The sequence below is a fragment of the Saccharothrix sp. ALI-22-I genome, from assembly GCF_001984175.1.
Classification (GTDB): Bacteria; Actinomycetota; Actinomycetes; order Mycobacteriales; family Pseudonocardiaceae; genus Actinosynnema.
In genome coordinates, this window is sequence record NZ_MTQP01000069.1 from 924,852 (window position 1) to 946,820 (window position 21,969).

The window sequence follows — 21,969 nt, forward strand, 5'->3', positions numbered from 1 at the left end:
GAGAGCGGTTTCCCGTGGTCAGGGGTTTTCGCGGCTACTACTCCTCGAAGCCGAGGTCCTCGCCGCCGTCGAACGCCTCTTCCACCACCTCGCCCAACACCATGCCGCCGACCACGCCGGCCGCGACGCCGCCGACGACCGCGCCCATGCCCGGACCGCGGCGGTGGCCGTGCTGGCCGGGGTGGCCGGGGTGGCCGGGGTGGCCGGGGTGGCCGGGGTGGCCGGGGTGGCCGTAGGCGGCGTGGCCGCCGCGTTCGGAGACCTGCGCCAGCCACTGGCCGATCGCAGCCGCCCAGTCGGTGTTCTGAGCGTCGGCGTGCGAAGCGTGGAAGCGGCCGAAGGCGTCGGAGCCGGACGAGAACATGCCGCCCCGCTTGTCCGCCTCCAGCACCACGACCAGCTCGTGCGGGCTGGTCACGAAAGTCAGCTCCACCTGGTTGATCCGGCCCGCGAACTGCGCCGGCGGGAAGAACTCGATCTCCTGGTAGAAGCCGAGCTCCTGGTGCACGCCGTGGATCCGGCCCGCCTCGACGTCGGCGGAGCGGAACTGGAAGCCGAGTTGACCGAAGGCGTCGAGCACCCGGTCCTGCGACGGCAGCGGGCCGACCAGGACCGGGTCCAGGTCGCCCTTGTCGGGCGCGCCGGAGATCACCAGCTCGGTCCGCACGCCCACCGTCATACCGGGCAGCGGCTGTCCGCCGACCGCGGTGATCGGGGTTTCCCACGGCAGCGGCAGCTGGAACGGCACCGCCACCGGCTGACCGGCCGCGACCCGCACGTCCTGGGCCACGTCGAGGCGCAGGAACTCCGCCGTGCCGCCGAACTCGTGGTCGCCGTGCTCGACCTCGACCCTGGTCACCAGGGACAGCACGATCCGGTCGATGCGGGCGTCGTTCTTGCCGCCCTGGATGCGCACCTGGCCGGTGATCACCTGACCGGGCAGGGCGTGCGGCGAGTCCAACACGGTGTCGACGGACGGTCCGCCGACGCCGAAGGCACTGAGCATCCGCTTGAACATGGGGTGACGTCCTCCAGGGGAGTCAATTCGGTTGGTCTGTCTCGTCCTCGAAGTCGCCGATCAGCTCTTCGAGGAGGTCTTCGAGGGCGGCGATGCCGACCACGCGGTCGTCCGCGTCGGCCACCAGCGCCAGCTGCGCCCGTTCGGCGCGCATCCTGGTCACCGCCGCCGCCACCGGCAGCGCGGCGGACAGCGTCAGCGGCACCGTCATCAGGTCCCGGGCCGGGGTGTCCGCGCCCGCGGCGGTGGCGCGCACGGCCTCGCGGATGTGCACCAGGCCGACGAACCGGCCGTCCCGGTCGGTCACCGGAAACCGCGAACGCCCCGACTCCCGGCTGCGGTCCTCGATCGCGCGTGCGCCGGTGTGCTCGGCGACGGTGACCGTGGTCCCGATGGGCACCATCACCTGCGCCACGGTCGTCTGCTGGAGCTGGAGCATCCGGGTCAGCAGCCGCCGCTGGCCCTCCGGGATCAGGCCGTGCTCGGCGGACTGCCGCACCAGCATCCGCACGTCGTCCGGGTGGTGTTCGCGGGTCAGCTCGTTCTTCGGCTGCACCTTCAGCAGGAGCAGCAGCGCGTTCGTCGTCGCGTTCAGTCCACTCAGGACCCAGCGGACGGCGTGCGCGAATGCCCGGAACGGCATCGCCAACAGCAGCGCCGACCGCTCCGGGTGGCTGATCGCCCACGACTTCGGCGCCATCTCGCCGACCACCATGTGCAGGAACACCACCAGCACCAGGCTGATCGCGAACGACACCGCGTACGACAACCCGGACGGCAGGCCGACCGCCAGGAACAACGGGTCGACCAGGTCCGCCACGGCCGGCTTCGCCAACGCGCCCAGGCCCAACGTGCACAGCGTGATGCCCAACTGCGCGCCCGCGAGCATCAGCGACAACTCGCGCACGCCGGCCAACGCGGCCCGCGCCGCCCGGCTCGTCTGCGCGGCTTCCTCCAGCCGGTGCCGCTTCGCCGCCATCAACGCGAACTCGGAGGCCACGAAGAACGCGTTGGCCAGCAACAGGAACAGGGAGATGACCAACGACCACATCATCGCCGCACCGCCGTGCTCAGCAGCACCCGACTGGGCACGTGCCGCGCCACCGCCGTCACCCGGACGCGATGCGGGCCCAGCTCGATCTCGTCACCGACATCGGGCGTGCGGCCGAGCCGGCGCAGCACCAGACCGGACACGGTGTCGTAGCTGTCGTGCACGGGTAGCTCGATGCCGGTCGCGTCGGCGATCTCGTCGATCCGCCACCGGCCGGGCACCTCCCAGCCGTCGGCGCGCTGTTCAACGGTGTCGCGCAGCACGTCGTCCTCGTCGTGGATCTCGCCGACCAGCTCCTCGGCCAGGTCCTCCAACGACACCACTCCCGCGAAGCCACCGAACTCGTCCACCACGCACGCCAGTTGACGGCGTTCGGCGCGCAACCGTTCCAGCACGGCGGGCAGCGGCAACGTCGAGGGCACCACCAGCGCGGGCGACGCGATGTCACCCACCGGCGTCGTGCGGCGGTGTTCGGGCGCGACGGTCAGCACCTCGGCCAACCCGACGACGCCGCGCAGGTCGTCCAGCCCGTCACCGATGACGGGGAACCGCGAGTGGCCGGTGTCCAACAACTCGACCACGCGTGCGGCGGGCTCGTCGGCGCGCACGGTGTGCACCGAGACGCGCGCCGTCATGGCCTGGTCGGCGACCAGGCCGCGGAAGTCCAGGCCCCGGTCGAGCAGGCGGGACAGCTCGGCGTCCAGGTGGCCCTGTTCTCCGGCCTCACCGATGATCTGCCTCAGGTCGTCCGAGGTGGCGCCCTGCGGGAGTTCCTCGACGGGTTCGATGCCCACCGCCCGGAGGAGCCGGTTGGCCGCCGCGTCGAAGAGCCGGATCAGCGGGCCGGTGACTTTCAGGTACGCGAGGGTGGACGTGCTCAGCGCCTTGGCCAGGGTTTCCGGTTTCGCGATGGCGAGGTTCTTGGGGAACAGCTCGCCGAGCACCATCTGGACCGCGGTCGCGAAGATCAGGGCGAGTGCCATGGACAGCGACACGGCCAGTGCCGGTGGCAGGCCGGTGAGTCCGAGGATGGAGGCCAAGCCGTTGCCCAGGAGGGGTTCGGCGACGTAACCGGCGAGGAGCGCGGTCACCGTGATGCCGAACTGGGCGCCGGAGAGCATGAACGAGAGGCGCTGCGTGACCAGGTAGGCGCGCTGGGCGGCTTTGTCGCCGCTCTCGGCCTGTTGGCGCAGGCGGCCCCGGTCCACGGCCATGTAGGCGAATTCCTGGGCCACGAAGTAGCCGGTGGCGATGGTCAGCAGCACGATCGCCAGCGTGCCGGTGAGGATCAACATGGTGCGGTGTCGTTCAGCCGGGCCTGACCCGGCCGGTTACTACAGCCGTCTTCGTCTGACATACTTCACACTAGCACGTAGCACTGTACGGTTAGGGGGTGGCGTGACCGAGGTCCTGCTCAAGATCGGCGAGTTGGCCGCCCGTGCCGGCGTCAGCATCCGGACCGTCGACTACTACACGTGCCTCGGGCTGATCTCGCCGGCGCAGCGCACGGCCGGCAACTACCGGCTCTACGAACCCGGTGACGTGGAACGCATCCACCTCGTGCAGCGGCTTGAGCTGCAGGGCGTGCCGCTGGACGAGATCGCGACCGCGTTCAACACCCGACAGGCCGACGTCACCCCCATCCTGGACCGGATCGACGAAGACCTGCGCGCGCTGCACGCGGCGACCGAGTCCGCGTCCCCGGAGGCGCACGGCGTGCTGGCCGCGATCGCGACCCGGGTGCACTCCCTGGTCACCTTGGCCCTGGACATCCCTCCCCTGCCCTGAGCCCTGACAGTCCACTCCCCCGGCGGCCGCCCGCACCAAGATCACCCGGACGAGCGAACCAAGCGTCAACGGGAAACTCTCGGCACACCATTGACGTTGCCGGTGGGGAAGGAGGCGGCGGCGCGGCGGCTAGACAGGCACAGCGGCGGGCTCGGTGTGCACGGTGACGGCGACCAGGCGCGGAACAGCGCGCTTGAGGTGGCGCTCGACCTCGTGGGCGATGCGGTGGCCCTGCTCGACGCTGAGACCCGCGTCCACCGCGATCGCCAGCTCCGCCCGCAGCACGTGCCCCGTCCACCGCATGCGCACCCGCTCGGCCCGCACCACACCGTCGACCTGCGCGGCGGCGCGTTCGGCGAGGTCCACCGACGCCGGGTCGACCGCGTCGAGCAGCCGGCCGAAGACCTCGCCCGCGGCGTCGCGCAGGACGAACAGGATGGCGATCGTCATGCCCAGGCCGACCAGCGGGTCGGCGACGGGGAAGCCGAGGGCCACGCCGATTCCGCCCAGCACCACGGCCAGTGACGTGAAGCCGTCGGTGCGGGCGTGCATGCCGTCGGCGACCAGGGCGGCCGAGCCGATCTCCCGGCCGATCCGGATGCGGTAGCGGGCGACGAGTTCGTTGCCCAGGAAGCCGACCACGCCGGCCGCGGCCACGACCCAGAGGTGTCGGACCGGCTGTGGGTCGAGCAGGGCGTGGACGGATTCGTAGCCGGCGAACAGCGCGGAGGCGGCGATCACCAGGACTACCGCGACGCCGGCCAGGTCCTCGGCTCTGCCCAGGCCGTAGGTGAAGCGGCGGGAGGCGGCGCGGCGGCCGAGTACGAAGGCGATGGCTAGGGGGACGGAGGTCAGGGCGTCGGCGAAGTTGTGGACGGTGTCGCCCAGTAGGGCCACCGAGCCGGTGAGCAGCACCAACACGGCTTGGGCGGCTGCTGTGACGAACAGGGCGACGAAGGAGATCACCAGGGCGCGCATGCCGCGTTTGCTGCCCTCCAGGGCGTTGTCGACGCGATCTGCCGAACGGTGGCCATGACCGTGGCCATGGCCATGTGCGTGGCCATGTGCGTGTGCGTGATCGTGTGCGCCGGCCATCACGGGTTCCGCCTTTGCTCGCACCTGCGTCCGTCGACTATCAGGCTACCTGCGCAGTCATGCATATACGCAAGTAGGTAGGCTGTCGTCCATGCACACCGCGCGGCCGGATTTCGACATGCCCAACGACGAGCAGGTCCACTTGGCCGCCGAGTCGTTCCGCCTGTTGGCCGATCCGACCCGGATCAGGGTTCTGTGGGCGCTGCTCCAGGGCGAGTCGTCGGTGGCCTGCCTCGCCGAACTGGCGGGCGCGGCGCCGACCGCGGTGAGCCAGCACCTGGCCAAGTTGCGCCTCGCGGGGCTGGTGAAGGGGCGGCGGGAAGGCACGTTCGTCTACTACTCCGCCGCCAACGACCACGTGAAATCCCTGCTGGCACAAGCACTTTTCCACGCCGATCACGTCGACCGGGGCATCCCGCCGGCCGACGACGCCGAGCAGGAGGTCGCGCACCACAAGCGTTGACAAGCGTTGACGAGCACCACGGCGGGTTCACCCTTACGTCGCAATGCTTTCGGCATATCAGTGCTGTTCAGCGGGTATCCCCACGTCCCCAGTCGGTTCAACGAGGAGCAGGACATGGGCACCTCCACACCCTCTGACGGGAGGTCGTGATGGCACAGTCGCGGGACCTGATCGACATCCGCAGCGGAGATCTGTTCCACCAACCCACCCCCTACGGCCTGGTGTACCCGACGTGCACGGCGGACGGTTCGGCGCCGCCCAGCCAGCGCGGCCGGACCTGGGAACACCTGACCGCCTCCGGTCGTGACCTCCGGCCGGTCGGCCGGTGACGGCCGGCGGATTTCCGCCGACGGGGCCGCGGGCAATCGCCTGCGGCCCCGTTCTCGTCCGGAGACCTTGTCCGGAGACGAAAACCGCACGACCCGCTCGTACCGACGCCGATACCGTGACCGCTCCGACAAGGGGGCGAAGTGACGGTGGAGTTGTTCGACCCGCGCCGGGCGGACGCAGCGGATCTGGCCGGGTACTACCGGGTGGTGAGGGCGAGTCACCTCGTGGACGAGCCGGACGGGGCGGACCAGCCGGTGCCGACCTACGAGGATGTGGTGGAGCGGTTGCGCAACCCGTTCCCCGGCGTCGGTCCGGCCGGGCACTGGGTGGTGCGGGACGGGACCGGGATCGTGGCGTTCGGGTACGCGCGGTTCCCCGAGGCGGAGAACAGTCACATCGCGGTGGCCACGGTGGTGGTCCACCCGGAGTCCCGCCGGCGGGGCGTCGGCACGCGGGTACTTCGGGCGATGCTGCCGGATTTCCGGGAACGCGGACGCACCGTGATCGAGGACTGGCGGCTCGTGGAGGGCGGTCCGGCGGCGAAGTGGGCGCACGGGCTGGGGTTCAAGACCGTGCGGGCGCTGGCCGTGCAGGCGTTGACGGTCGCCGAGGCGGATCGGACGCGGTGGCCGGAAGGTCTGCCCGAGGGGTACCGGGTCGAGCGTTGGGTCGGTGAGGCACCGGAGGAGATCGTCGCGTCCTACGCCGCCGCGCGGAGCGCGATCCACGACGCGCCAACGGGGACGACCGAGTTTCGGAGTCCTGAGTGGACGGTCGAGGAGGTCCGTGAGACCGAAGCCGGACTAAGGCGCGAAAACGTGGAGCAGCGCGTGGTGGTGGCCGTGGACGAGGTCACCGGTGAGGTCGCCGGGTTGACGGAGGTGGTGCTGCTGCCGCACGGGCCGCGGACGTCACATCAAGGGGACACGGCGGTGCTCGCCGCGCATCGGGGTCACGGGCTGGGATTGGGTCTCAAGGGCGTGATGGCGCACTGGCTGGTGGCCGACCACCCGGATCTGGAGCGGATGGAGACGGTCACCAGCGCCGACAACGAGCACATGATCCGGGTCAACCACCGGTTCGGCCTCGCCACGGTGCGCACCGAACTCGTGGTCGCCCACGACATCGAGACCCTGCAAACCCGCCTCACCGACTAGACGGCCGCCGCCGTCGCCCGGTGCAGGTACCAGTCGCAGGTACCAGTCGGGCGCCGGGTCCACGGCAGCGGAGGCCGGGGTGTCGGTGTCGTCCAGCAGCGCCTCCGCCAACCGCGTCATCGGCACGACCCGCCCGTTTCGGAACCGAGCACGGCCAGAACGCACCGCAACCGCAGGTCAGGGCACAGGTTGGCCGGCTGTCCGGACGGTGTCCCGGACAGCCGGCGGCTGATGACCCGTCAGCGGGCGGTCAGCAGTTCGTCGTCGGGCACCAGGTCCAGTTCCTCCACCCACTGCGCCACCGCCTCGGGCTGCGGCCGCACCGGGCCGCGCAGCCGGGCCAGCACGAACGGCGGTTCGGCGCTGTCGCTCTCCACGGCGACCGACCAGCCGCTGTCCTCGTCCCACAGCAGCGCCACGTCCCGGTCCGCGAACCCGGGCAGGTGGCCGTCCACCGCGAGGTAGGCGGTCAGGCAAGGGCCGTCCGCCTGCACGCACGAGCACTCGCCGCTGAACCCTAGCGCGCGCGTCACCTCCGAGACGTAGGCGAGCAGCCCGCGCACCGCGTTGTCGTCCTCGAAATCCCACTCCACTACGCACCACCGCCCTGTCCCCGCCTGCCCCGGACCGCGCGCGACCGCTCGGCGCGGTCCGGGGTAACCCGATTGGGGACGTTTAAACCCGGAAGTCCGGTTTTCCGGATTCAGGCTAAGGGCGGGGTGTGCGGACCGCGACCTGGGCGATGTCGTCGAGGTATTCGGCGGTGAACCCGCCGGTCACCAGTTCCGTCTCGGCGATCACGACGGTCACGCCGTCGAGCGTGTCCGAGTCGTAGTTGTGCGCGGTGAACGGCACGTCCCTGATCTGGAGCAACGATCCCGACAGGGGGGTGATGTCACCGGTGCCGTGGATGTCCTCGACCCGTTTGAACTCGCGTGCCTTGGCGCGGTCGTCGAACTCGATCCAGGCGACGAACACCACGATCGTGCCGCCCTCGTCGTCGGTGAGGGTGAACAGCATCCGGTCGAGCGCGACGCACGGCGTGGCCGTCAGCAGCTGCTGGACCTGGGAGAACGCGTGGGGCGCGCACTCGCCGTCCGCACGGGTCACCCGGTCCACCACGCGCAGGCCGGTGTCGTCCCAGATGTCGTCCGGGTCGGGCACGGTCAGTCCGCCCGCGCCCGCGGCGAGCGCGCCGGCCAGCGCCGCGGCCGCGATCACCCCGCCGGTTCCCACAAGCCGCCTCCTCCGCCGCCGGGCACCTCTCCCCCACTGGTACCCGGTTCGACGGTAACTCCCACCCGTCGGCTGCCGACAGGGTCGGGAGCCGAACGTTTCAGGACCCGAACGCCCTGATCACCGCCGCCATGTCCTCGCTGCCTTGTGACTGCCGGGCGGCGGTCCGGTAGAAGTCTTCGAGCACGCGCATGAGCCGGTCGTCGGTGCCAGCCGCGGCCATCGCGGCCACGATCAGCTCGGTGTCCTTGGCCGCGCCGTCGACACCGAACGACGGCGGGAACTCGCCGTCGATCATGAGACGGCCCTTGACCTGCGCGTAGATGCTGTCGACCGGGCCGCCGGCGATGGCTTCGAGGAACGCGTCGGGGTCCAGGCCGAGGCCGCGGGTCAGCGCTACGGCCTGGGCTGCGGCGGCGGTGATCGACAGCACCCACGAGTTGGTGGCCAGCTTGAGCCGCTGCCCGTCGGCCGGGCGTTCGCCCGCCCACACCGTGCGGACGCCGATGGCGTCGAACGCCGGCGCGACGGCCGCGCGCAGGTCGGTCGGTCCGGCCGCGAGGACGGTCAGCTTGCCCTCCTCGGCCGGTGTGCGGGTGCCGAGGACCGGCGCGTCCACGTACGCCACGCCGTGCTTGGCGGCGAGTTCCGCGAGCCGTTCGCCGCCGTCGAGGCCGACGGTGCCGCACTGCGCCCACACCGCGCCTTCCTTGACCGCCGGCAGCGCCTCGGCCATCACCTCGGCGGTCGCGTCGGCGTCGAACAGCATGGTGAGCACGATGTCGGCCTCGGCGACAGCGCTCTTCGGGTCGTCGGCGACAACGGCGCCGTCGTCGGCGAGCGGGCGCGCCTTGGCCGCGCTCCGGTTCCACACCACCACGTCCAGCCCGGCCCGCAGCAGACTGCGCGCCATGCCGGCACCCATCAGACCCGTTCCCAGCACCACGACCACCATGGGCTCCAAGATCCCACCGCCGGCCGGCCGCCGCATCACGGGGTCAGGGCCGGTCGACGCGGGCGTGCAGCCGTTCGCGGATCTCGTCGGGGGTGTAGGCGCGGCGTTTGCGCTCCGCGCGCGCGATCACCACACCTGTCGCCGCGACACCCGCGACACCGGCCAGGCCGAGCAGCTTCCACCAGCGCATCTGCCTAGGCTACCCGGATGGCTGGAACGAAGATCGGTCTGGACGAAGCGGTCGAGCTGACCCGCACCGGTGACGTGTGGCTGTTCCGCGGCACCTCGGTGGCCGACCGCGCGATCCGGGTGACCACCAACAGCCCGGTCAACCACGTGGGCATGACCGTGGCCGTCGAGGACCTGCCGCCGCTGATGTGGCACGCCGAACTGGGCCGCTCCCTGCCGGACGTGTGGACCGGCACCCACCACCGCGGGGTGCAGCTGCACGACCTGCGCGAGGCGGTGCTGGTGTGGGCGCGCAAGTACGGGCAGCGGGCGTGGCTGCGACAACTGGACCGTGCGACGACCCGTGAGGAGGACGACGCGGTGCTCAAGACGGTGGCGCGGCTCAACGGCACGCCGTTCCCGTCCACCGCGCGGCTCGCGACGAGGTGGTTGCGCGGCCGGCTGCCGAACCTGCGCAAGGCGACCGAGACCACGCTGGAGACCGCGTACTGCGCGGAGGTCGTGGCCGTGACGTACGAGGCGATGGGCCTGCTGCCCGCCGGCCGCCGCGCCAACTGGTACGACCCGGGCCGGTTCTGGAGCGGTGACGAACTGGACCTGCTGGGCGACGCGCGGTTGGGCGAGGAGATCGCGGTGGAGATCCCGGACTGATTTCGTTTGCGGCCGGTGGGCGGGACACCCCTGTCCTCGCCGCTTTCGCCGACGCCTTCGGCAAAAACGGGCGTGGGGATCGGCTTGTCGCCCTAACATCCGATCGGTGACCAAGGGTTCGAGCGTGGCGTTGGTGGCGGTCCTGCTGGCCGGGTGTGCGGCCGAGGCGGACGTGCCGCAATCGCCGCCGGCGACCGGGCTGCTCGGCGCGCTGGCGGGTGCGCGGGCCACCGACGAGTCGTCCCTGCTGGTCGAGTACGGCGACGTGGCGGCCGTCCGGGTGCTGCTGGAGAAGGACGCCGAGCGCTTCCGCGCCTTGCAGGGCTACGGGTACTCCGACCTGGCCTCGTACGGCGCGGTGCTTCCCGACCTGGTCGGGTTCGATCCGACGCGGGCCACGACGGCGTTGCGGGTGGGGCAGCCGCCGACGTGGGCCGCGGTGCTGCGCATGGACGTCGACGTGGCGGCGGTGGACGCCAAGTTCGCCGCGCTGGGCGGGCGGCGTGCCGATCCGGGCACTTGGACCACCGGTGAGGACGGCGAGATCACGGCGGACGGGGCGTTGGCGCGGGCCGGGCTCGTGTCCGGGTTCCAGCAGGTGCGCGTGGAGGCGGGAGCGGTGGTCCACGCCACCACCGCCGAGGCGTTGAAGTGGATCACCGAGCCCTCGGAGGACCAGTCGCTGGCCGCGGACCCCATGATCGGGGAACTGGCCCGGTGCCTCGGTGAGGTGTCGGCGGCGTTGATCAGCAGGCCGAAGAGCGGACTGCCGGTGGCGGCGGGCGTGCGCACGACGCCGGCCGGTGAGAGCACCGAAGTCGTGTGCGTGCCCGACGAGAACCCCAACGCGCTCAAGGATCTCGTGCGGACCAACCTCGAAGGCCCGACGTGGGCGGCGACCCTGCCCGGTGCGACGGTCGAGCAGCCCGCCGACCAGACCGGCGTGGTGCGGGTGCTCGCGCCGAACGCACCGGACGTGCGCGTCGGTCGGGTGCTGGAGGCGTTCCAGCGCGGTGAACTGACGGCGCTGTTCAGCTAAGCCCTGCTCAGCTGAGGCGCTGTGCCACTTGTTCGCGGCGGGCCGCGACCGAGGAGCCCGATTCACGGCGGGCCATGCGGCGCAGCACCACGGGCGCCAGCACGAAACCGACGACGGCCCAGGCGCCGAGCGCGATCACGGTTTCCAGGTGTCGCCACGAGCCGCCGATCTCCGCGACCGCGAGGGCGTCCGGCAGCAGGGCCGACCGGAGGCCGAGTCCCAGCCAGTACAGCGGGAACGCCTGGCCGACCCACTGCAACCAGCCGGGCAGCGCGGTGATCGGGTAGAACACGCCCGACACCACCACCAGGCCCATGATCAGCAGGGTCACGAAACCGAGGCTCTGGGTGTTGCCGAACACCGCGCCCAGGATCACGCCGATCGGCAGGGTGGCGAGCAGTCCCAGCACCAGCACCCAGGCCGATGTCAGCCACGTCGACGCCCGGCCCGGTTCCAGGCCGTCGAACAGGAACAGCGCCGGGACCAGCACGAGCGCCAGCACGGCGACCGTCAGCGCCGCCTTGCCCAGCACCTTGCCGACGACGTAGGCGAGCACGCCGTTCGGGGTGGCCTTCGCGCGCAGCAGCGTGCCGTCCTCGCGGTCCATGGTCAGCGCCATCGCCAAGCTCATCAGGCCGGTGAACACGGCGTTCATCGCGAGGATGCCGGGCACCGCCTGCGCGCCGAGCGGGAAGTCCACGCCCGGTACCGCGCCGTCACCGAACGCGTACATCACCACCAGCGCGACCACCGGCAGCCACAGCCAGCCGATCAGCTCGCCCGCGTTGGTCATGGTCTGGCCGAACTCGATCCGTCCACGCCGCACGCCGGCGCGCACGGCCACCGCCCGGGGGTTCACGCGTTCACCAGCGCCAGGTAGACGTCCTCCAGGCTGGGGCGGCGCACCTCCAGGTCGTCCACGGCCTTGCCGTGCTCGGCGAACAGCTCCCGCACGTACCCGGTGGAGTCCGCCACGGACAGCACGTGCTCCTCCCCGTCGAGGCGGTACCGCACTTCCGCTGTGCCCGCGATCCGGGCGGCCAGTTCCGCCGCCGTGCCGTCGGCCACGACGCGGCCGGACACCAGGATCACGATCCGGTCGGCCAGTTTCTCCGCCTCGGTCAGGTCGTGCGTGGTGAGCAGGATCGTGGTGCCGGACAGGCGGCGCACCAGCTCGTGGAACTCGCGCCTGGCCTCGGGGTCGAACCCGACTGTCGGCTCGTCCAGGAACAGCAGGTCGGGGCGTCCGACCAGGCCGACCGCGACGTCCAGCCGCCGCCGTTGACCGCCGGACAGGGTGCCGATCCTCTTGTCTGCGTGGTCGGTGAGGCCGACGACGCCGATCAGCTCGTCCGGGTCGAACACCTGCTCGCGGTAGGGCTCGTAGAACAGGCGCAGGTAGGACAGCAGCTCCCGCACCCGCCACCGGCCGTGGTCGCGCCACGATTGCAGCACCACGCCGAGCCGGGCCCGCCACGCCTCGTCGCCGTCGTCCGGGTCGACGCCGAGCACCCGGACGTCGCCCGCCGAACGTTTCCGGAAGCCCTCCAGGATCTCGATCGTCGTCGTCTTGCCCGCGCCGTTGGGGCCGAGCAACGCCACCACTTCGCCGGGGCCGACGGTCAGGTCCACTCCCTTCAGGACGTCGGTGGAGCCGTACCGCATGCGCAGTCCGCGCGTCCGCACAACCGACCGTTCCCACTGGTCATCGCTGGTTTTCATGCCTTCAACCGTATCGTTGAAGTATCAGTTGAGACTTTTAGCGGAGTGGCTCGGAGCTATCTGGGATGGATTCCGCGCAACCTTCAAATCGACGTTGAAACCGACCGCAGGTTGACCAGGCGGGCGATCGCGGTTGTCGTGCCGGCCAGTGCCGCTACGAGCAGGGTGATCGTCAGCGGGATCGCGAAGTAGGTCAGTTGGCTCCAGGTGACGGTGCGGCCGTTCATCAGCAGTTCGATCAGGTCCGGGTAGGCCACGAACACGGCCGACGGCAGGAGTAACGGGACGAGACGCAGGGCCACCCGCCACGGCGCTGTCCCGGCGCGGCGCCGCGCCCACCCGCGTGACCGCCACACACCCAGAACACCGAGTCCCACGGCCACCAACGCGATCAGGCCCAGCACCAGCTCGAACAGTTGCCGCCCGCCGCCGACGTCCTCCGGCTGCCCTCCCTGGCTCAGCTCGACCAGACCGGTGAGGATGCTGTAGGTGTCGTCGGACAACGACGCGCTGTTGGCCAGTACCGCGTACCCGTACCCGGTACTGGGGACTACGGCCTGCACGGCTGTGTAGGTGAACAGGTTCCCGGGGTGCACCAGCAGCTGCACGCCGTCCGGTCCCTGCTCCGGCATCCAGCCCATGGCGTAGTCGTCCACAGTGGAGGATCGGTGCATGGTCCGCAGGCCCTCGGGTGACACCAGCCGCGCACCGTTGCCGGTCTGGCTAATCAGCCACTTGCCCATGTCGGCCGCGGTGGTGATGACTCCGCCGGCGCCGCTGGAGTCGAGGAAGGCCGGCAACTCGTGTCTGGAGAGCCAGGCTCCGAACACCGAGTTGTAGCCGTCGGCCGGTGCGATCTCCTGCGAGGACACCGTGCTGCGGGACATGCCCAGTGGGCCGAACACCCGGTCCTTCAGGTACTCGCCGAACGGTCGGCCGCTCGCCACCTCCACCAGGCGGGCGGCCACGTCGTAGTTGACGTTGCAGTACTCGTAGTGGGTGCCCGGATCGGCGGCCAACGACGCGGAACCCAGCGCGGACGTGTACTCGGCCAGTGACGACGACTGCTCCAGGGCGGTGATGTCGATCGTGGTGTCGGAGAAGCCCGACGTCTGGTTGAGCAGGTGCCGGACGGTCACCCCGGTGTGGCGGGAGTCGGCCATGGTGAAGCCCGGCAGCTGGTCCGCGACCGGGTCGTCCAGCGCGATCCGCCCGTCCTCGACCAGCGTCATCACCGCCATGGCGGTGAACGACTTGCTGACCGAGGCGATCCGCATCGGTGTGTCCGCGGTGATGGGCGCGCCCGCGGAGTCCTGTCCGTAGCCGGCGGCGTGGACGACGCGGTCGCGGTGCGTCACCACCACCGACAGGCCGGGTAGGTCGGTGCCGTGCATGGCCTTGGCCATGTAGTCGTCGATGGTGGTCTTGGACGGTTGGGCGTGGGCGGTCGGGGGCGGGGTCGAGGCCGCGACGGTGATCACGACGCCGGTGAGCGCGGCGATCAGGGTGGCTTTCATGGTTGCGAATCTAGGAACCGTTGCGGTGCCAGGACATCTGGCGATCGACCAGAGATACCCCTGACGAAAGATATAGACCGTGCTTGGCGAAGTCAGGGTGTGACGGTGGGTTTGACGATCCGGTGGAACTCCGCGCCGGCGATCAGCCTGGTTCCGCCTGCCGGGTGGTCCTCACGGAGGCTGCGCAGCACTCGCTCGCGGAGGGCGGCGCGGTCCACGGGGTCCAGCGCGTCGTACAGCCACCGGTTGCCGTGGGACATCAGCCACGCCCAGTGCGCCTCGGGCCCGTCGATCGGCATCGACACCTCGGTGGTGGTGTGGGAGGAGTGGTGCAGGCCCGCGCGGTCGGCGCGAGAACTCCACGTCACCGGCTCGTGCGGCTCCGGGTCACGGATACGGCGCACGAACTCGTCCACGATCCGCCCGTACGCCGCCCACCGCCCGCCGTCCGCGCTGAGTCCCGGCACGGAGAACGCGACACCCCACCGAGCCCTCCGCCCGGACGGCCGCCGCGGTCACCGCGCCGCGTCCCGCGCCCAGGTCCAGCACTCGCGCACCGGGCGCCAACCCGACCCACTCGACCAGGCGGTGGCCGAACGTGGCGAAGAACGGCACCGAGCGGTCGTAGTCGGCGGCTACCCGGTCGAACAGTTCGGCACCGAGATCGGTCACGTCCGCAGGTTAGGGCGCGGTCCCGGTCAGGGCGAACGGTTTCAGGTCGGCGTTCGCGGACAGGACGGGCGGGCCGGCGGTGCGGTAGCGGGTTGCCGCCGCGGGCACGTGGTCTACAGGCAGGTTTGTGGTGCCCCAAGAGGTGTCGGGGGTGGCGGCGACGTCCACGACGAGGTCGCCGCCGTGGGTCACGAACTGCTCCGACAGCCACGACTTGTCGTGCGCACGGCCGTTGAGCGTCACGCCGTTCACGTAGACGTTGGCGGGCGAAGCGTCGGGCGCGCTGATGGTGATGGTGGGCGCGCCGTTCCGGTTGATCTTGGCGCGGGGGAACATCGGGCTGGACAGCAGCAGTTCCGCCCGGCTCGGCGTCTGCGGGTACACGCCCAGCGCGGCGAACACGTACCACGCCGACATGGTGCCGAGATCGTCGTTGCCGGGCAGCCCGCTCGGACCGGTCCGGTAGACCAGGGACGCCATGGCACGCACGGTCTCCTGCGTCTTCCACGGCTGTCCCAGAGCGTTGTACAGCCAAGGCGTGTGGATACCGGGCTCGTTGGTCGGGTCGTAGCGCAACCCGTCGCCGCCTGTCGCCCACGAGCCGTCCGGCTTGTGGAAGAAGCCGTCCAACCGCTGGACGGCCCGCTCGCGCCCGCCCATCGCCGCCGCGAGCCCGGACACGTCGTGCTGCACCATCCACGTGTAGGTCGCGCTGGTGCCCTGGGCGAACCCGAGGTCCGACGACGGGCTGAACGGCCACGTCCACGTGCCGTCCGAAGCCCGCGCCTGCTGGTACCCGCCGTCCGCCGCCGACAGGTTGAACGTGTTGCGCCACCAACCCGCCCTGGGCAGCAACGAACGGCGCACGTCGTCACGACCGAGCCGGCCCGCCCAGTCGGCCAACGCGAAGTCGGCGGTGGCGTCCTCCAGCGTCTCGGCCGCCCCACCCCAGCAGTGGCACGTGTCCTGCGGTGCGTACCCGAGCCGCAGGTACTCGGCCAGGTTCGGCCGCTGCCCCTCGCACTGCCCCGGACACCCCTTGTCGGACAGGCCGTCCGGGTGCGGCACGGTGGCCTGGCGGACCAGCGAGTCGAACGCCGCCCGCACGTCGAAGTCCCGCGCGCCCATGGCGTACATGCCGGCCAACGCGGGCGCGGACGGGTCGCCGGTCATCACGTGCGTCGGCCCGTTGACGTGCACCCACCGGTCCCACACGCCGCCGTTCTGGCGGGCCAGGTTGAGCAGCGACTGGGCGTAGTCGGAGGCGATCCCCGGTTCGAGCAGGGCCAGCAGCTGGGTGTGGGCGCGGTACTGGTCCCAGCCGGAGAAGTTGCCGTACTGGGCGCGTTGGCCGCGTTCCAGGCGGTGGACCTGGCGGTCGCTGCCGAGGTACGTGCCGTCCACGTCGCTGGTGATGTTGGGTTGCAGGAACGCGTGGTAGAGGGCGGTGTAGAACGTGGTGCGCTGCGCGTCCGTGCCACCGGAGACCTCGACCGCACGCAGCTGCCGCGCCCACTCGCGTCGGGCGTCGGCCGCGATGTCGTCCACGCTGTGGTGCGGACGGATCTCACGGTCCAGATTGCGCCGGGCCGCCGAAGCGCTCGTGTACGAGATGCCGACACGCATGCGCACGTCGTCGTCCTGAGAGGTGTCGAACGTGACGTAACCGCCGGACCCACGTCCCTGTCGTGCCGCCCCGGTCTCGTAGCCCTCACCACCGGTGGCGGTGGTCGAACCGGGCTGCAACGAGCCGTTCACCCACGTGCCGGTACCCGCGAAGTCACGGTCGAACGACGCGGTGAAGTACAGGCGGTAGTAGGTCTTCTTGTTGTTCGCGCCGCCGTTGGCCCGACGGCCGCAGAACGCGCCGGTGAGCACGGACCCGGACACCGTGCGGCGGGCCGGGTCGATGGTGACCTCGGCGTCCTCGCTGCCGTTCAACGAGTTCGACACCCGGAACAGCAGCGCGGCGGGCTTGTCGGCGGGGAACGTGAAGTCGCCGACGCCGGCCCGAGTGGTCACGCTGAGGTCGGCCGACGCGCCCGAAGCCAACCCGACCCGGTAACGGCCGGGCGTGGCGGACTCGTCCTCGTGCCGGAAGTCGGCGGCGTACACCTCGTCCCGGACGTCGGCGGTGGGCGAGGTGGTGACCTCGCCGACGAACGGCATGATCGGCACGTCACCGGCCGCACCGGGGTGGCACCCCGCGCCGTTGACGTGCGTGAGGCTGAACCCGCGCACCCGCGTGGCGTCGTAGGCGTACCCGTTGGCCGCGCCGGTGTTGGTCTGGTCGCCACGCGTGCTGGTGAGGCTCCACGAGATCATCCCGAACGGCCGCACCGCGCCGGGGTAGGTGTTGCCGCCGCCCGCCGACCCGATCAACGGGTCCACGGACCCGACCGCGTCCCGCGCCGAGGCGCCGGCCGGCACCGCCACACCCGCCAGCAGAACGATCGCCAACCCCGCCGTGACCACCCGCACCGCGCCCCCAGCCCTTCGACTGACCAACGGTCTACCCAACCCGGCGGGCGGACCGGAAGCCCCGACGCGCTTTCTGTCCGCTGTTGTCACGAGAGCGCTCTCAGCCGTTGGCGCGCCCGTCACCCGTCGGTCACCGCGCGCGTGCGGTTAGGGTCGCGGCATGCGCGGGCAGGTGGAGTCGGAGTTCCTGGCCGCCATCGCGCGGTTCGCCGGGCCGGTCCGGGGTGTCGGCGTCGCGCTGATCAGCGTGTTCGGTGTGCTGTCCGTGCCGTCCGACGCGCTGCCCCTCGGCTTGGGGCTGCTGGCCCTGGTGCTGGTCGGCGCGGTGGCGGACTTCGGGTCTCAGAGGCTCGCGATCGTGCTCGCGATCGTGCGGGTGGTGGCGGTGTGCGCGGCTCAGGCGCGGATCGACGGCACGGACCAGTGGATGTTCAACGTGCTCACCACCACCGCGATCACCCTCCAGTGGGAGTGGTCACCGAAGATCACCGTGCCCACCACGGCCGCGCTGCTGGCCGTGTACCTGACGGCGGTCGGGTGGGACGGCTCGGCGGTGGCCCGGCTGGTGGTCGAGTGCGTGCTGGCGCGGCTCGCGTACCGGTTACTGCGCCGCTCCACGCGCCGGGTGGACGAGTTGCGCGCCCGGCAGGCCGCGCTGGAACGGGCCGAGGCGATGGCGCTGGCACGGCGCAGGCGTGAGCGCGAGTACCTGGCGCTGCTGCACGACACCGCGTCGGCGACGTTCCTGGTGGTGGCGGTCAACGGGCGGGACACCGACCCGTCCGAGGTCGCCGGGTACGCGCGCCGTGATCTGGACGTGCTGGCCGGCGCCGTGCCGACGGACACCGCCGTGGACGTCGGCTCGTCCCTCAAACCGGTCGTGGAACGCAGTCCGCTGGACATCGACGCACGCTGGGACAACGCGCTCGTGCCCGCGTCGGTGGCGTTGGCGCTGGTCCGAGCGGTGCGGGAGGCGTTGACCAACGTCGAGCGGCACGCGGGCACCCAGGCCGCCGAGCTGCGCGTGAGCGCGAACGGCGACGGTGTGGAGGTGCGGGTGAGCGACGCGGGACGCGGGTTCGACGTGGACGCGGTGTCCGACCACCGGCGCGGTATCCGCGGCTCGGTGGTCGAGCGGATGGCGGCGGTCGGCGGCAGCGCCGAGGTGACGTCCCGGCCGGGCGGCACGACGGTGCGGTTGGCGTGGCCACGTGGCTGAGGTCGCCGGGGGAGCTGAAAGACGGGTCGACGTCGAGGGCCACGTGTTCGCCAGCCTGCGGTTGGCGCTGCTCGGCGTCACGGCCGTGGTGCAGGGGTTGGGTGTCGCGGCGCTGTTCGTGCACGACCACCCGGCCGGCCGGGTCGCGTTCGCCGTTCCGGCGCTGGTGACGCTGCTGTGCGCGGTGTGGGTGGTGCGCCGCAGGCCGTTGCCGAAGGCGCTGGTGGTGGGCGGCACGGTGGCGGTGCTGGCGGCGTCCTCGGTGGCCACCGAGGCGTTGCCGCCGGACGCGCACTTCGGCCCCGCGCACTGGTCGTACGGCCTGATCGGCTGGCACCTGCTGCTGTTGCTGCTCGACCGCGTCCCGGTGCTGCTGGCCGCGCAGGCGGCGCACGTCGTGCTGAGCGTGACCCAGTGGGTGCTCGCCGGGGCGCCGGAGCGGGCCGAGATCGGCAGCGCGGGCGTGGTCGTGTTCAGCGTGACCAGCTTCCAGCTCGGCGTGCTGGTCATGTCCCGGATTCTGCTGCGCAACGCGCGCCGGGCCGCCGAAGTCGCCGCCGAACGGGAGCGCGCCGCGACCCGTGCCGCGTTGGCCGAGCAGTGGGAACAGGACCTGCGCGCCGGGTTCGCCGGGCAGCTCGGCGCGACCCTGCCGCTGCTCGCGGACCTGGCGGACGGCGTGCTGGACCCGCGCGCCGACGACACCCGGCTGCGGTGCGCGCTCGCGGCCACCCAGCTGCGGCGGCTGTTCGCGGAGAACGACGACGTGCCCGACCCGCTGGTGCACGAGGTGACGGCGTGCGTGCACGTCGCCGAGCGGCGCGGGGTGGAGGTGTCGCTGGCGGTCAGCGGCGCGCCGGTGCCGGTGCCGACGGACGTGCGGCGCGAGCTGACCGGCCCGCTGGCGGTGGCGCTGTCGGCGGCCCGCGACCGGGCGCGGGTGAGCCTGCTGCGGACCGAGGGCGAGGTGCGGGTGGCGGTGATCGCCGACGCCGGGGTCGATTTCGGAACCGTGACGGGTCGGGTCGAGGTCGAATGCGGCACGTACGGTCGGCACACGCGGATGGAGGCGAGATGGCGGACGAGCTGAGCGCGGTGGTGGTGGACGACCACCCGGCGGTGCGCGCGGGCGTCGCCTACTGGCTGTCCTCCGGCACCCCGCCGATCCGGGTCGTCGCGAGCGGCGAGGACGTGCGCGCGGCGTGGCTCGGCGAGGGCGCGCAGGCCGACGTGGTGATCCTCGACCTGCACTTGGGCGGCCCCACGCCGGTGCTCGGCGACCTGCGCCGGCTGGTCGAGGTGGGACGGCGGGTCGTCGTCTACTCGATGCGCGCCGACGACGACATCGCGTTGCAGTGCCTGGAGTTGGGCGCGCTGTGCTACCTGACCAAGGCGGAGGGCGCGGAACACCTGGTGCAGGCGACCCGTGCGGCGGCGGAGGGCCGTCCGTACACGCCGCCGTCGCTGGCGGGCGCGTTGGCGGGCGACCGGTCCGACCACCGGCCCGCCTTGTCGGCGCGGGAGGTCGAGGTGCTGGTCGAGTGGTTCCAGTCGGAGTCCAAGGAGTTCGTGGCGCAGCGCCTGGGCATCTCGCTGAGCACGGTGAACTCGCACCTGGAGCGGATCCGGATCAAGTACGCCCTGATCGGGCGGGAGGCGCCGACCAAGGCGGCGCTGGTGGCGCGGGCCATCCAGGACGGGCTGATCGGCGTGGACGACCTCTGATCGCCCGCTTCGCGCCGGTCGTGCTGTAGTGGAGGTGTGACCGGCAACGGCGCCTACGGGACGCGCAACGACATCGCCGTGCTGTGGCCGCCGGACCGCGCCCCGATCGTGCTGGCGGTGATGTCCAGCCGCACGGCGCAGGACGCCGAGCACGACGACGCCCTGATCGCACAGGCCACCGAAGTCGCCGCAGCCGCCTTCCAATGACCGCAGCCGCGCCTCGACCGCGCGCGGTACGGTGTGAAGCACACCGCCTCCCTCACATCGTTGTGATCACCGGAGGTAGCAGTTCATGAAGTCCCTCTTACGCGTCGGCCACGCGCTCACGGCCATCGCCCTGACGGCCGGACTGGTGGTCGGCACCGCGGAAGGCGCGCCGGAAAGCGCGCGCCGCGTGGACAACCCGTATGCGGGCGCCCGGGTCTACGTGAACCCGGAGTGGTCCGCGCACGCCGCCGCCGAACCGGGCGGTGCGGCCGTCGCCGGGCAGCCGACCGGCGTGTGGCTGCACAACATCGCGTCCCTGTACGGCTGGCACGGCCGGATGACCCTGCGCGCCCACTTGGACGAGGCGCTGCGCCAGCGTGCCGACCTGGTGCAACTCGTCCTCTACGACCTGCCCGGCCGGGACTGCGGTTGGCTGTCGAGCAACGGCGAGCTGGGGCCGGGCGAGCTGTCGCGCTACCAGCGGGAGTTCATCGACCCCGTCGCCGCGATCCTGGCCGACCCGGCGTACGCGCGGCTGCGCATCGTCACGGTCGTGGAGCCCAACTCGTTGCCGTTCCTGGTCACGCACACCGCGCCGCGCCCGTGGGCCACCCCGCAGTGCGAGACGGTCAAGGCGAACGGCGCCTACGTGGAGGGCATCGGGTACGCGCTGGCGAAGCTGGGCGCGATCCGGAACGTCTACAACTACCTGGACATCGGCCACCACGGCAACATCGGCTGGGACGAAGACCGCCTGCCCACGCGGGACCTGCTGCTGAGGGCGGCGAACGCGGGCGGCAGCACGACGGCGAACGTGCACGGTTTCATCGCCAACACCGCCGACTACTCGGTGCTGCGCGAGGAGTTCATCGTCAAGGACGTCATCGCCGGCCAGCCGATCCTGCAGACCAGGTGGGTGGACTGGAACCCGTTCATCGACGAACTGTCCTTTGTGGAGGTCTTCCGGCAGGAGCTGGTCGCGGCGGGCTTCCACCCGCGCGTCGGCGTGCTGATCGACACCTCCCGCAACGGGTGGGGCGGCCCGAACCGGCCGACCGGCCCCGGCTCGGAGAGCCACGTGGAGGCGTACGTCGAGGGTGGCCGGATCGACCGCAGGCTGCGGATCACCAACTGGTGCAACCAGACCGGCACGGGCCTGGGTGAACGGCCGGTCGCGGCACCGGTGCGCGGTGTCGACGCCTACGTGTGGATGAAGCCGCCGGGCGAGTCGGACGGCGCGAGCATCCCGATGCCGATCGAGGACGAGGTCCACAACCGGATGTGCGACCCGACGTACGAAGGTTGGCCGGGCGCGACCCCGAAACCGACCGGCGCGTGGCCGGGCTCGCCGCAGGCCCGGTACTGGCACTCGGCGCAGTTCCAGGAGCTGCTGCGCAACGCCCACCCACCGCTGTAACTAGGTTTCTTGCGGATAATCCAGTGTTGTCCTGGTA

24 protein-coding genes and 1 pseudogene are annotated in these 21,969 nt (G+C 71.5%); 11 read left to right on the plus strand and 14 right to left on the minus strand.

The window, feature by feature from the left end; translation table 11 throughout:
• Nucleotides 1–37: 37 nt before the first annotated feature.
• From ALI22I_RS46325 to ALI22I_RS46335, 3 genes are read right to left on the minus strand one after another with little or no spacing between them, the layout of a single operon-like run.
• Nucleotides 38–1,018, minus strand: coding sequence for a sporulation protein (locus ALI22I_RS46325; protein WP_077011867.1), 981 nt, complete (start codon nt 1,016–1,018; stop codon nt 38–40).
• Nucleotides 1,019–1,040: 22 nt separating this feature from the next.
• Nucleotides 1,041–2,072, minus strand: coding sequence for a hemolysin family protein (locus tag ALI22I_RS46330; RefSeq protein WP_077011868.1), 1,032 nt, complete (start codon nt 2,070–2,072; stop codon nt 1,041–1,043).
• On the minus strand, nt 2,069–3,364 hold the full coding sequence (locus ALI22I_RS46335) for a hemolysin family protein (protein ID WP_077011869.1): 1,296 nt from the start codon (nt 3,362–3,364) through the stop codon (nt 2,069–2,071). Before ALI22I_RS46335 ends, ALI22I_RS46330 begins: the two co-directional genes overlap by 4 nt.
• Nucleotides 3,365–3,467: 103 nt before the next feature.
• Between ALI22I_RS46335 and ALI22I_RS46340 the strand changes: the two genes are divergently transcribed.
• Nucleotides 3,468–3,857 (plus strand): helix-turn-helix domain-containing protein, encoded by a 390-nt coding sequence (locus tag ALI22I_RS46340; protein ID WP_077011870.1) that lies wholly within the window; start codon nt 3,468–3,470, stop codon nt 3,855–3,857.
• A gap of 129 nt (nt 3,858–3,986) precedes the next feature.
• Here ALI22I_RS46340 and ALI22I_RS46345 read toward each other — a convergent pair whose 3' ends face one another.
• Nucleotides 3,987–4,952 carry a cation diffusion facilitator family transporter gene (locus ALI22I_RS46345; protein ID WP_077011871.1) on the minus strand — a complete coding sequence of 322 codons (966 nt, stop codon included), beginning with the start codon at nt 4,950–4,952 and terminating at the stop codon, nt 3,987–3,989.
• Nucleotides 4,953–5,043: 91 nt separating this feature from the next.
• Here ALI22I_RS46345 and ALI22I_RS46350 point away from each other — a divergent pair, with 91 nt between their 5' ends.
• The 3 genes from ALI22I_RS46350 to ALI22I_RS46360 all read left to right on the plus strand — a co-directional run bounded on the left by ALI22I_RS46350 (nt 5,044) and on the right by ALI22I_RS46360 (nt 6,902).
• Entirely contained in the window at nt 5,044–5,415 is a 372-nt protein-coding gene (locus ALI22I_RS46350) for an ArsR/SmtB family transcription factor (protein ID WP_077011872.1), read from the plus strand.
• Nucleotides 5,416–5,564: 149 nt separating this feature from the next.
• Nucleotides 5,565–5,744 (plus strand): hypothetical protein, encoded by a 180-nt coding sequence (locus tag ALI22I_RS46355; protein WP_077011873.1) that lies wholly within the window; start codon nt 5,565–5,567, stop codon nt 5,742–5,744.
• 141 nt (nt 5,745–5,885) lie between these two features.
• Nucleotides 5,886–6,902, plus strand: a complete 1,017-nt coding sequence (locus tag ALI22I_RS46360) for a GNAT family N-acetyltransferase (protein ID WP_077011874.1) — start codon at nt 5,886–5,888, stop codon at nt 6,900–6,902.
• Nucleotides 6,903–7,141: 239 nt separating this feature from the next.
• On the opposite strand, the gene ALI22I_RS46365 is transcribed toward ALI22I_RS46360, so the two are convergent.
• The 4 genes from ALI22I_RS46365 to ALI22I_RS51730 all read right to left on the minus strand — a co-directional run bounded on the left by ALI22I_RS46365 (nt 7,142) and on the right by ALI22I_RS51730 (nt 9,283).
• Nucleotides 7,142–7,495 (minus strand): DUF6292 family protein, encoded by a 354-nt coding sequence (locus tag ALI22I_RS46365; RefSeq protein WP_077011875.1) that lies wholly within the window; start codon nt 7,493–7,495, stop codon nt 7,142–7,144.
• Nucleotides 7,496–7,610: 115 nt separating this feature from the next.
• Nucleotides 7,611–8,138 carry a hypothetical protein gene (locus tag ALI22I_RS46370; RefSeq protein ID WP_077011876.1) on the minus strand — a complete coding sequence of 176 codons (528 nt, stop codon included), beginning with the start codon at nt 8,136–8,138 and terminating at the stop codon, nt 7,611–7,613.
• 100 nt (nt 8,139–8,238) lie between these two features.
• Nucleotides 8,239–9,093, minus strand: coding sequence for an NAD(P)-dependent oxidoreductase (locus ALI22I_RS46375; RefSeq protein WP_077012128.1), 855 nt, complete (start codon nt 9,091–9,093; stop codon nt 8,239–8,241).
• 43 nt (nt 9,094–9,136) lie between these two features.
• Nucleotides 9,137–9,283, minus strand: a complete 147-nt coding sequence (locus ALI22I_RS51730) for a hypothetical protein (protein ID WP_179118571.1) — start codon at nt 9,281–9,283, stop codon at nt 9,137–9,139.
• 17 nt (nt 9,284–9,300) lie between these two features.
• Between ALI22I_RS51730 and ALI22I_RS46380 the strand changes: the two genes are divergently transcribed.
• Entirely contained in the window at nt 9,301–9,933 is a 633-nt protein-coding gene (locus tag ALI22I_RS46380; protein ID WP_077011877.1) for a hypothetical protein, read from the plus strand.
• Nucleotides 9,934–10,039: 106 nt separating this feature from the next.
• On the plus strand, nt 10,040–10,972 hold the full coding sequence (locus ALI22I_RS46385; RefSeq protein WP_077011878.1) for a hypothetical protein: 933 nt from the start codon (nt 10,040–10,042) through the stop codon (nt 10,970–10,972).
• A 7-nt stretch (nt 10,973–10,979) separates the two neighbouring features.
• Here the strand turns inward: ALI22I_RS46385 and ALI22I_RS46390 are convergent, their stop codons facing one another.
• The 6 genes from ALI22I_RS46390 to ALI22I_RS46415 all read right to left on the minus strand — a co-directional run bounded on the left by ALI22I_RS46390 (nt 10,980) and on the right by ALI22I_RS46415 (nt 17,364).
• The gene (locus tag ALI22I_RS46390) at nt 10,980–11,831 is read right to left on the minus strand and encodes an ABC transporter permease (protein ID WP_077011879.1); all 852 of its coding nucleotides are present in this window, start codon (nt 11,829–11,831) and stop codon (nt 10,980–10,982) included.
• Nucleotides 11,828–12,694, minus strand: coding sequence for an ABC transporter ATP-binding protein (locus ALI22I_RS46395; RefSeq protein ID WP_077011880.1), 867 nt, complete (start codon nt 12,692–12,694; stop codon nt 11,828–11,830). Before ALI22I_RS46395 ends, ALI22I_RS46390 begins: the two co-directional genes overlap by 4 nt.
• 83 nt (nt 12,695–12,777) lie before the next feature.
• On the minus strand, nt 12,778–14,211 hold the full coding sequence (locus ALI22I_RS46400; protein ID WP_077011881.1) for a serine hydrolase domain-containing protein: 1,434 nt from the start codon (nt 14,209–14,211) through the stop codon (nt 12,778–12,780).
• Nucleotides 14,212–14,303: 92 nt separating this feature from the next.
• Entirely contained in the window at nt 14,304–14,627 is a 324-nt protein-coding gene (locus ALI22I_RS46405; protein ID WP_077011882.1) for a hypothetical protein, read from the minus strand.
• The gene (locus ALI22I_RS46410; protein WP_077011883.1) at nt 14,599–14,883 is read right to left on the minus strand and encodes a class I SAM-dependent methyltransferase; all 285 of its coding nucleotides are present in this window, start codon (nt 14,881–14,883) and stop codon (nt 14,599–14,601) included. The genes ALI22I_RS46405 and ALI22I_RS46410 overlap by 29 nt, the downstream gene beginning before the upstream one ends.
• Before the next feature lie 9 nt (nt 14,884–14,892).
• A complete protein-coding gene (locus ALI22I_RS46415) occupies nt 14,893–17,364 on the minus strand; it encodes a GH92 family glycosyl hydrolase (protein WP_083752511.1) in 2,472 nt (823 codons plus the stop codon).
• 160 nt (nt 17,365–17,524) lie between these two features.
• Between ALI22I_RS46415 and ALI22I_RS46420 the strand changes: the two genes are divergently transcribed.
• From ALI22I_RS46420 to ALI22I_RS46440, 5 genes and pseudogenes are all read left to right on the plus strand, one after another.
• On the plus strand, nt 17,525–18,583 hold the full coding sequence (locus ALI22I_RS46420; RefSeq protein WP_077011884.1) for a sensor histidine kinase: 1,059 nt from the start codon (nt 17,525–17,527) through the stop codon (nt 18,581–18,583).
• Complete coding sequence (locus tag ALI22I_RS46425; RefSeq protein WP_238598915.1) at nt 18,576–19,673, plus strand: hypothetical protein; 1,098 nt, start codon at nt 18,576–18,578, stop codon at nt 19,671–19,673. Before ALI22I_RS46420 ends, ALI22I_RS46425 begins: the two co-directional genes overlap by 8 nt.
• Nucleotides 19,658–20,308 carry a response regulator transcription factor gene (locus ALI22I_RS46430; protein ID WP_077011886.1) on the plus strand — a complete coding sequence of 217 codons (651 nt, stop codon included), beginning with the start codon at nt 19,658–19,660 and terminating at the stop codon, nt 20,306–20,308. The genes ALI22I_RS46425 and ALI22I_RS46430 overlap by 16 nt, the downstream gene beginning before the upstream one ends.
• Nucleotides 20,309–20,338: 30 nt before the next feature.
• A pseudogene (locus tag ALI22I_RS46435) lies at nt 20,339–20,515 on the plus strand (class A beta-lactamase); the annotation flags it as partial.
• Nucleotides 20,516–20,600: 85 nt separating this feature from the next.
• On the plus strand, nt 20,601–21,932 hold the full coding sequence (locus ALI22I_RS46440) for a glycoside hydrolase family 6 protein (protein ID WP_077011887.1): 1,332 nt from the start codon (nt 20,601–20,603) through the stop codon (nt 21,930–21,932).
• Nucleotides 21,933–21,969: the final 37 nt, after the last annotated feature.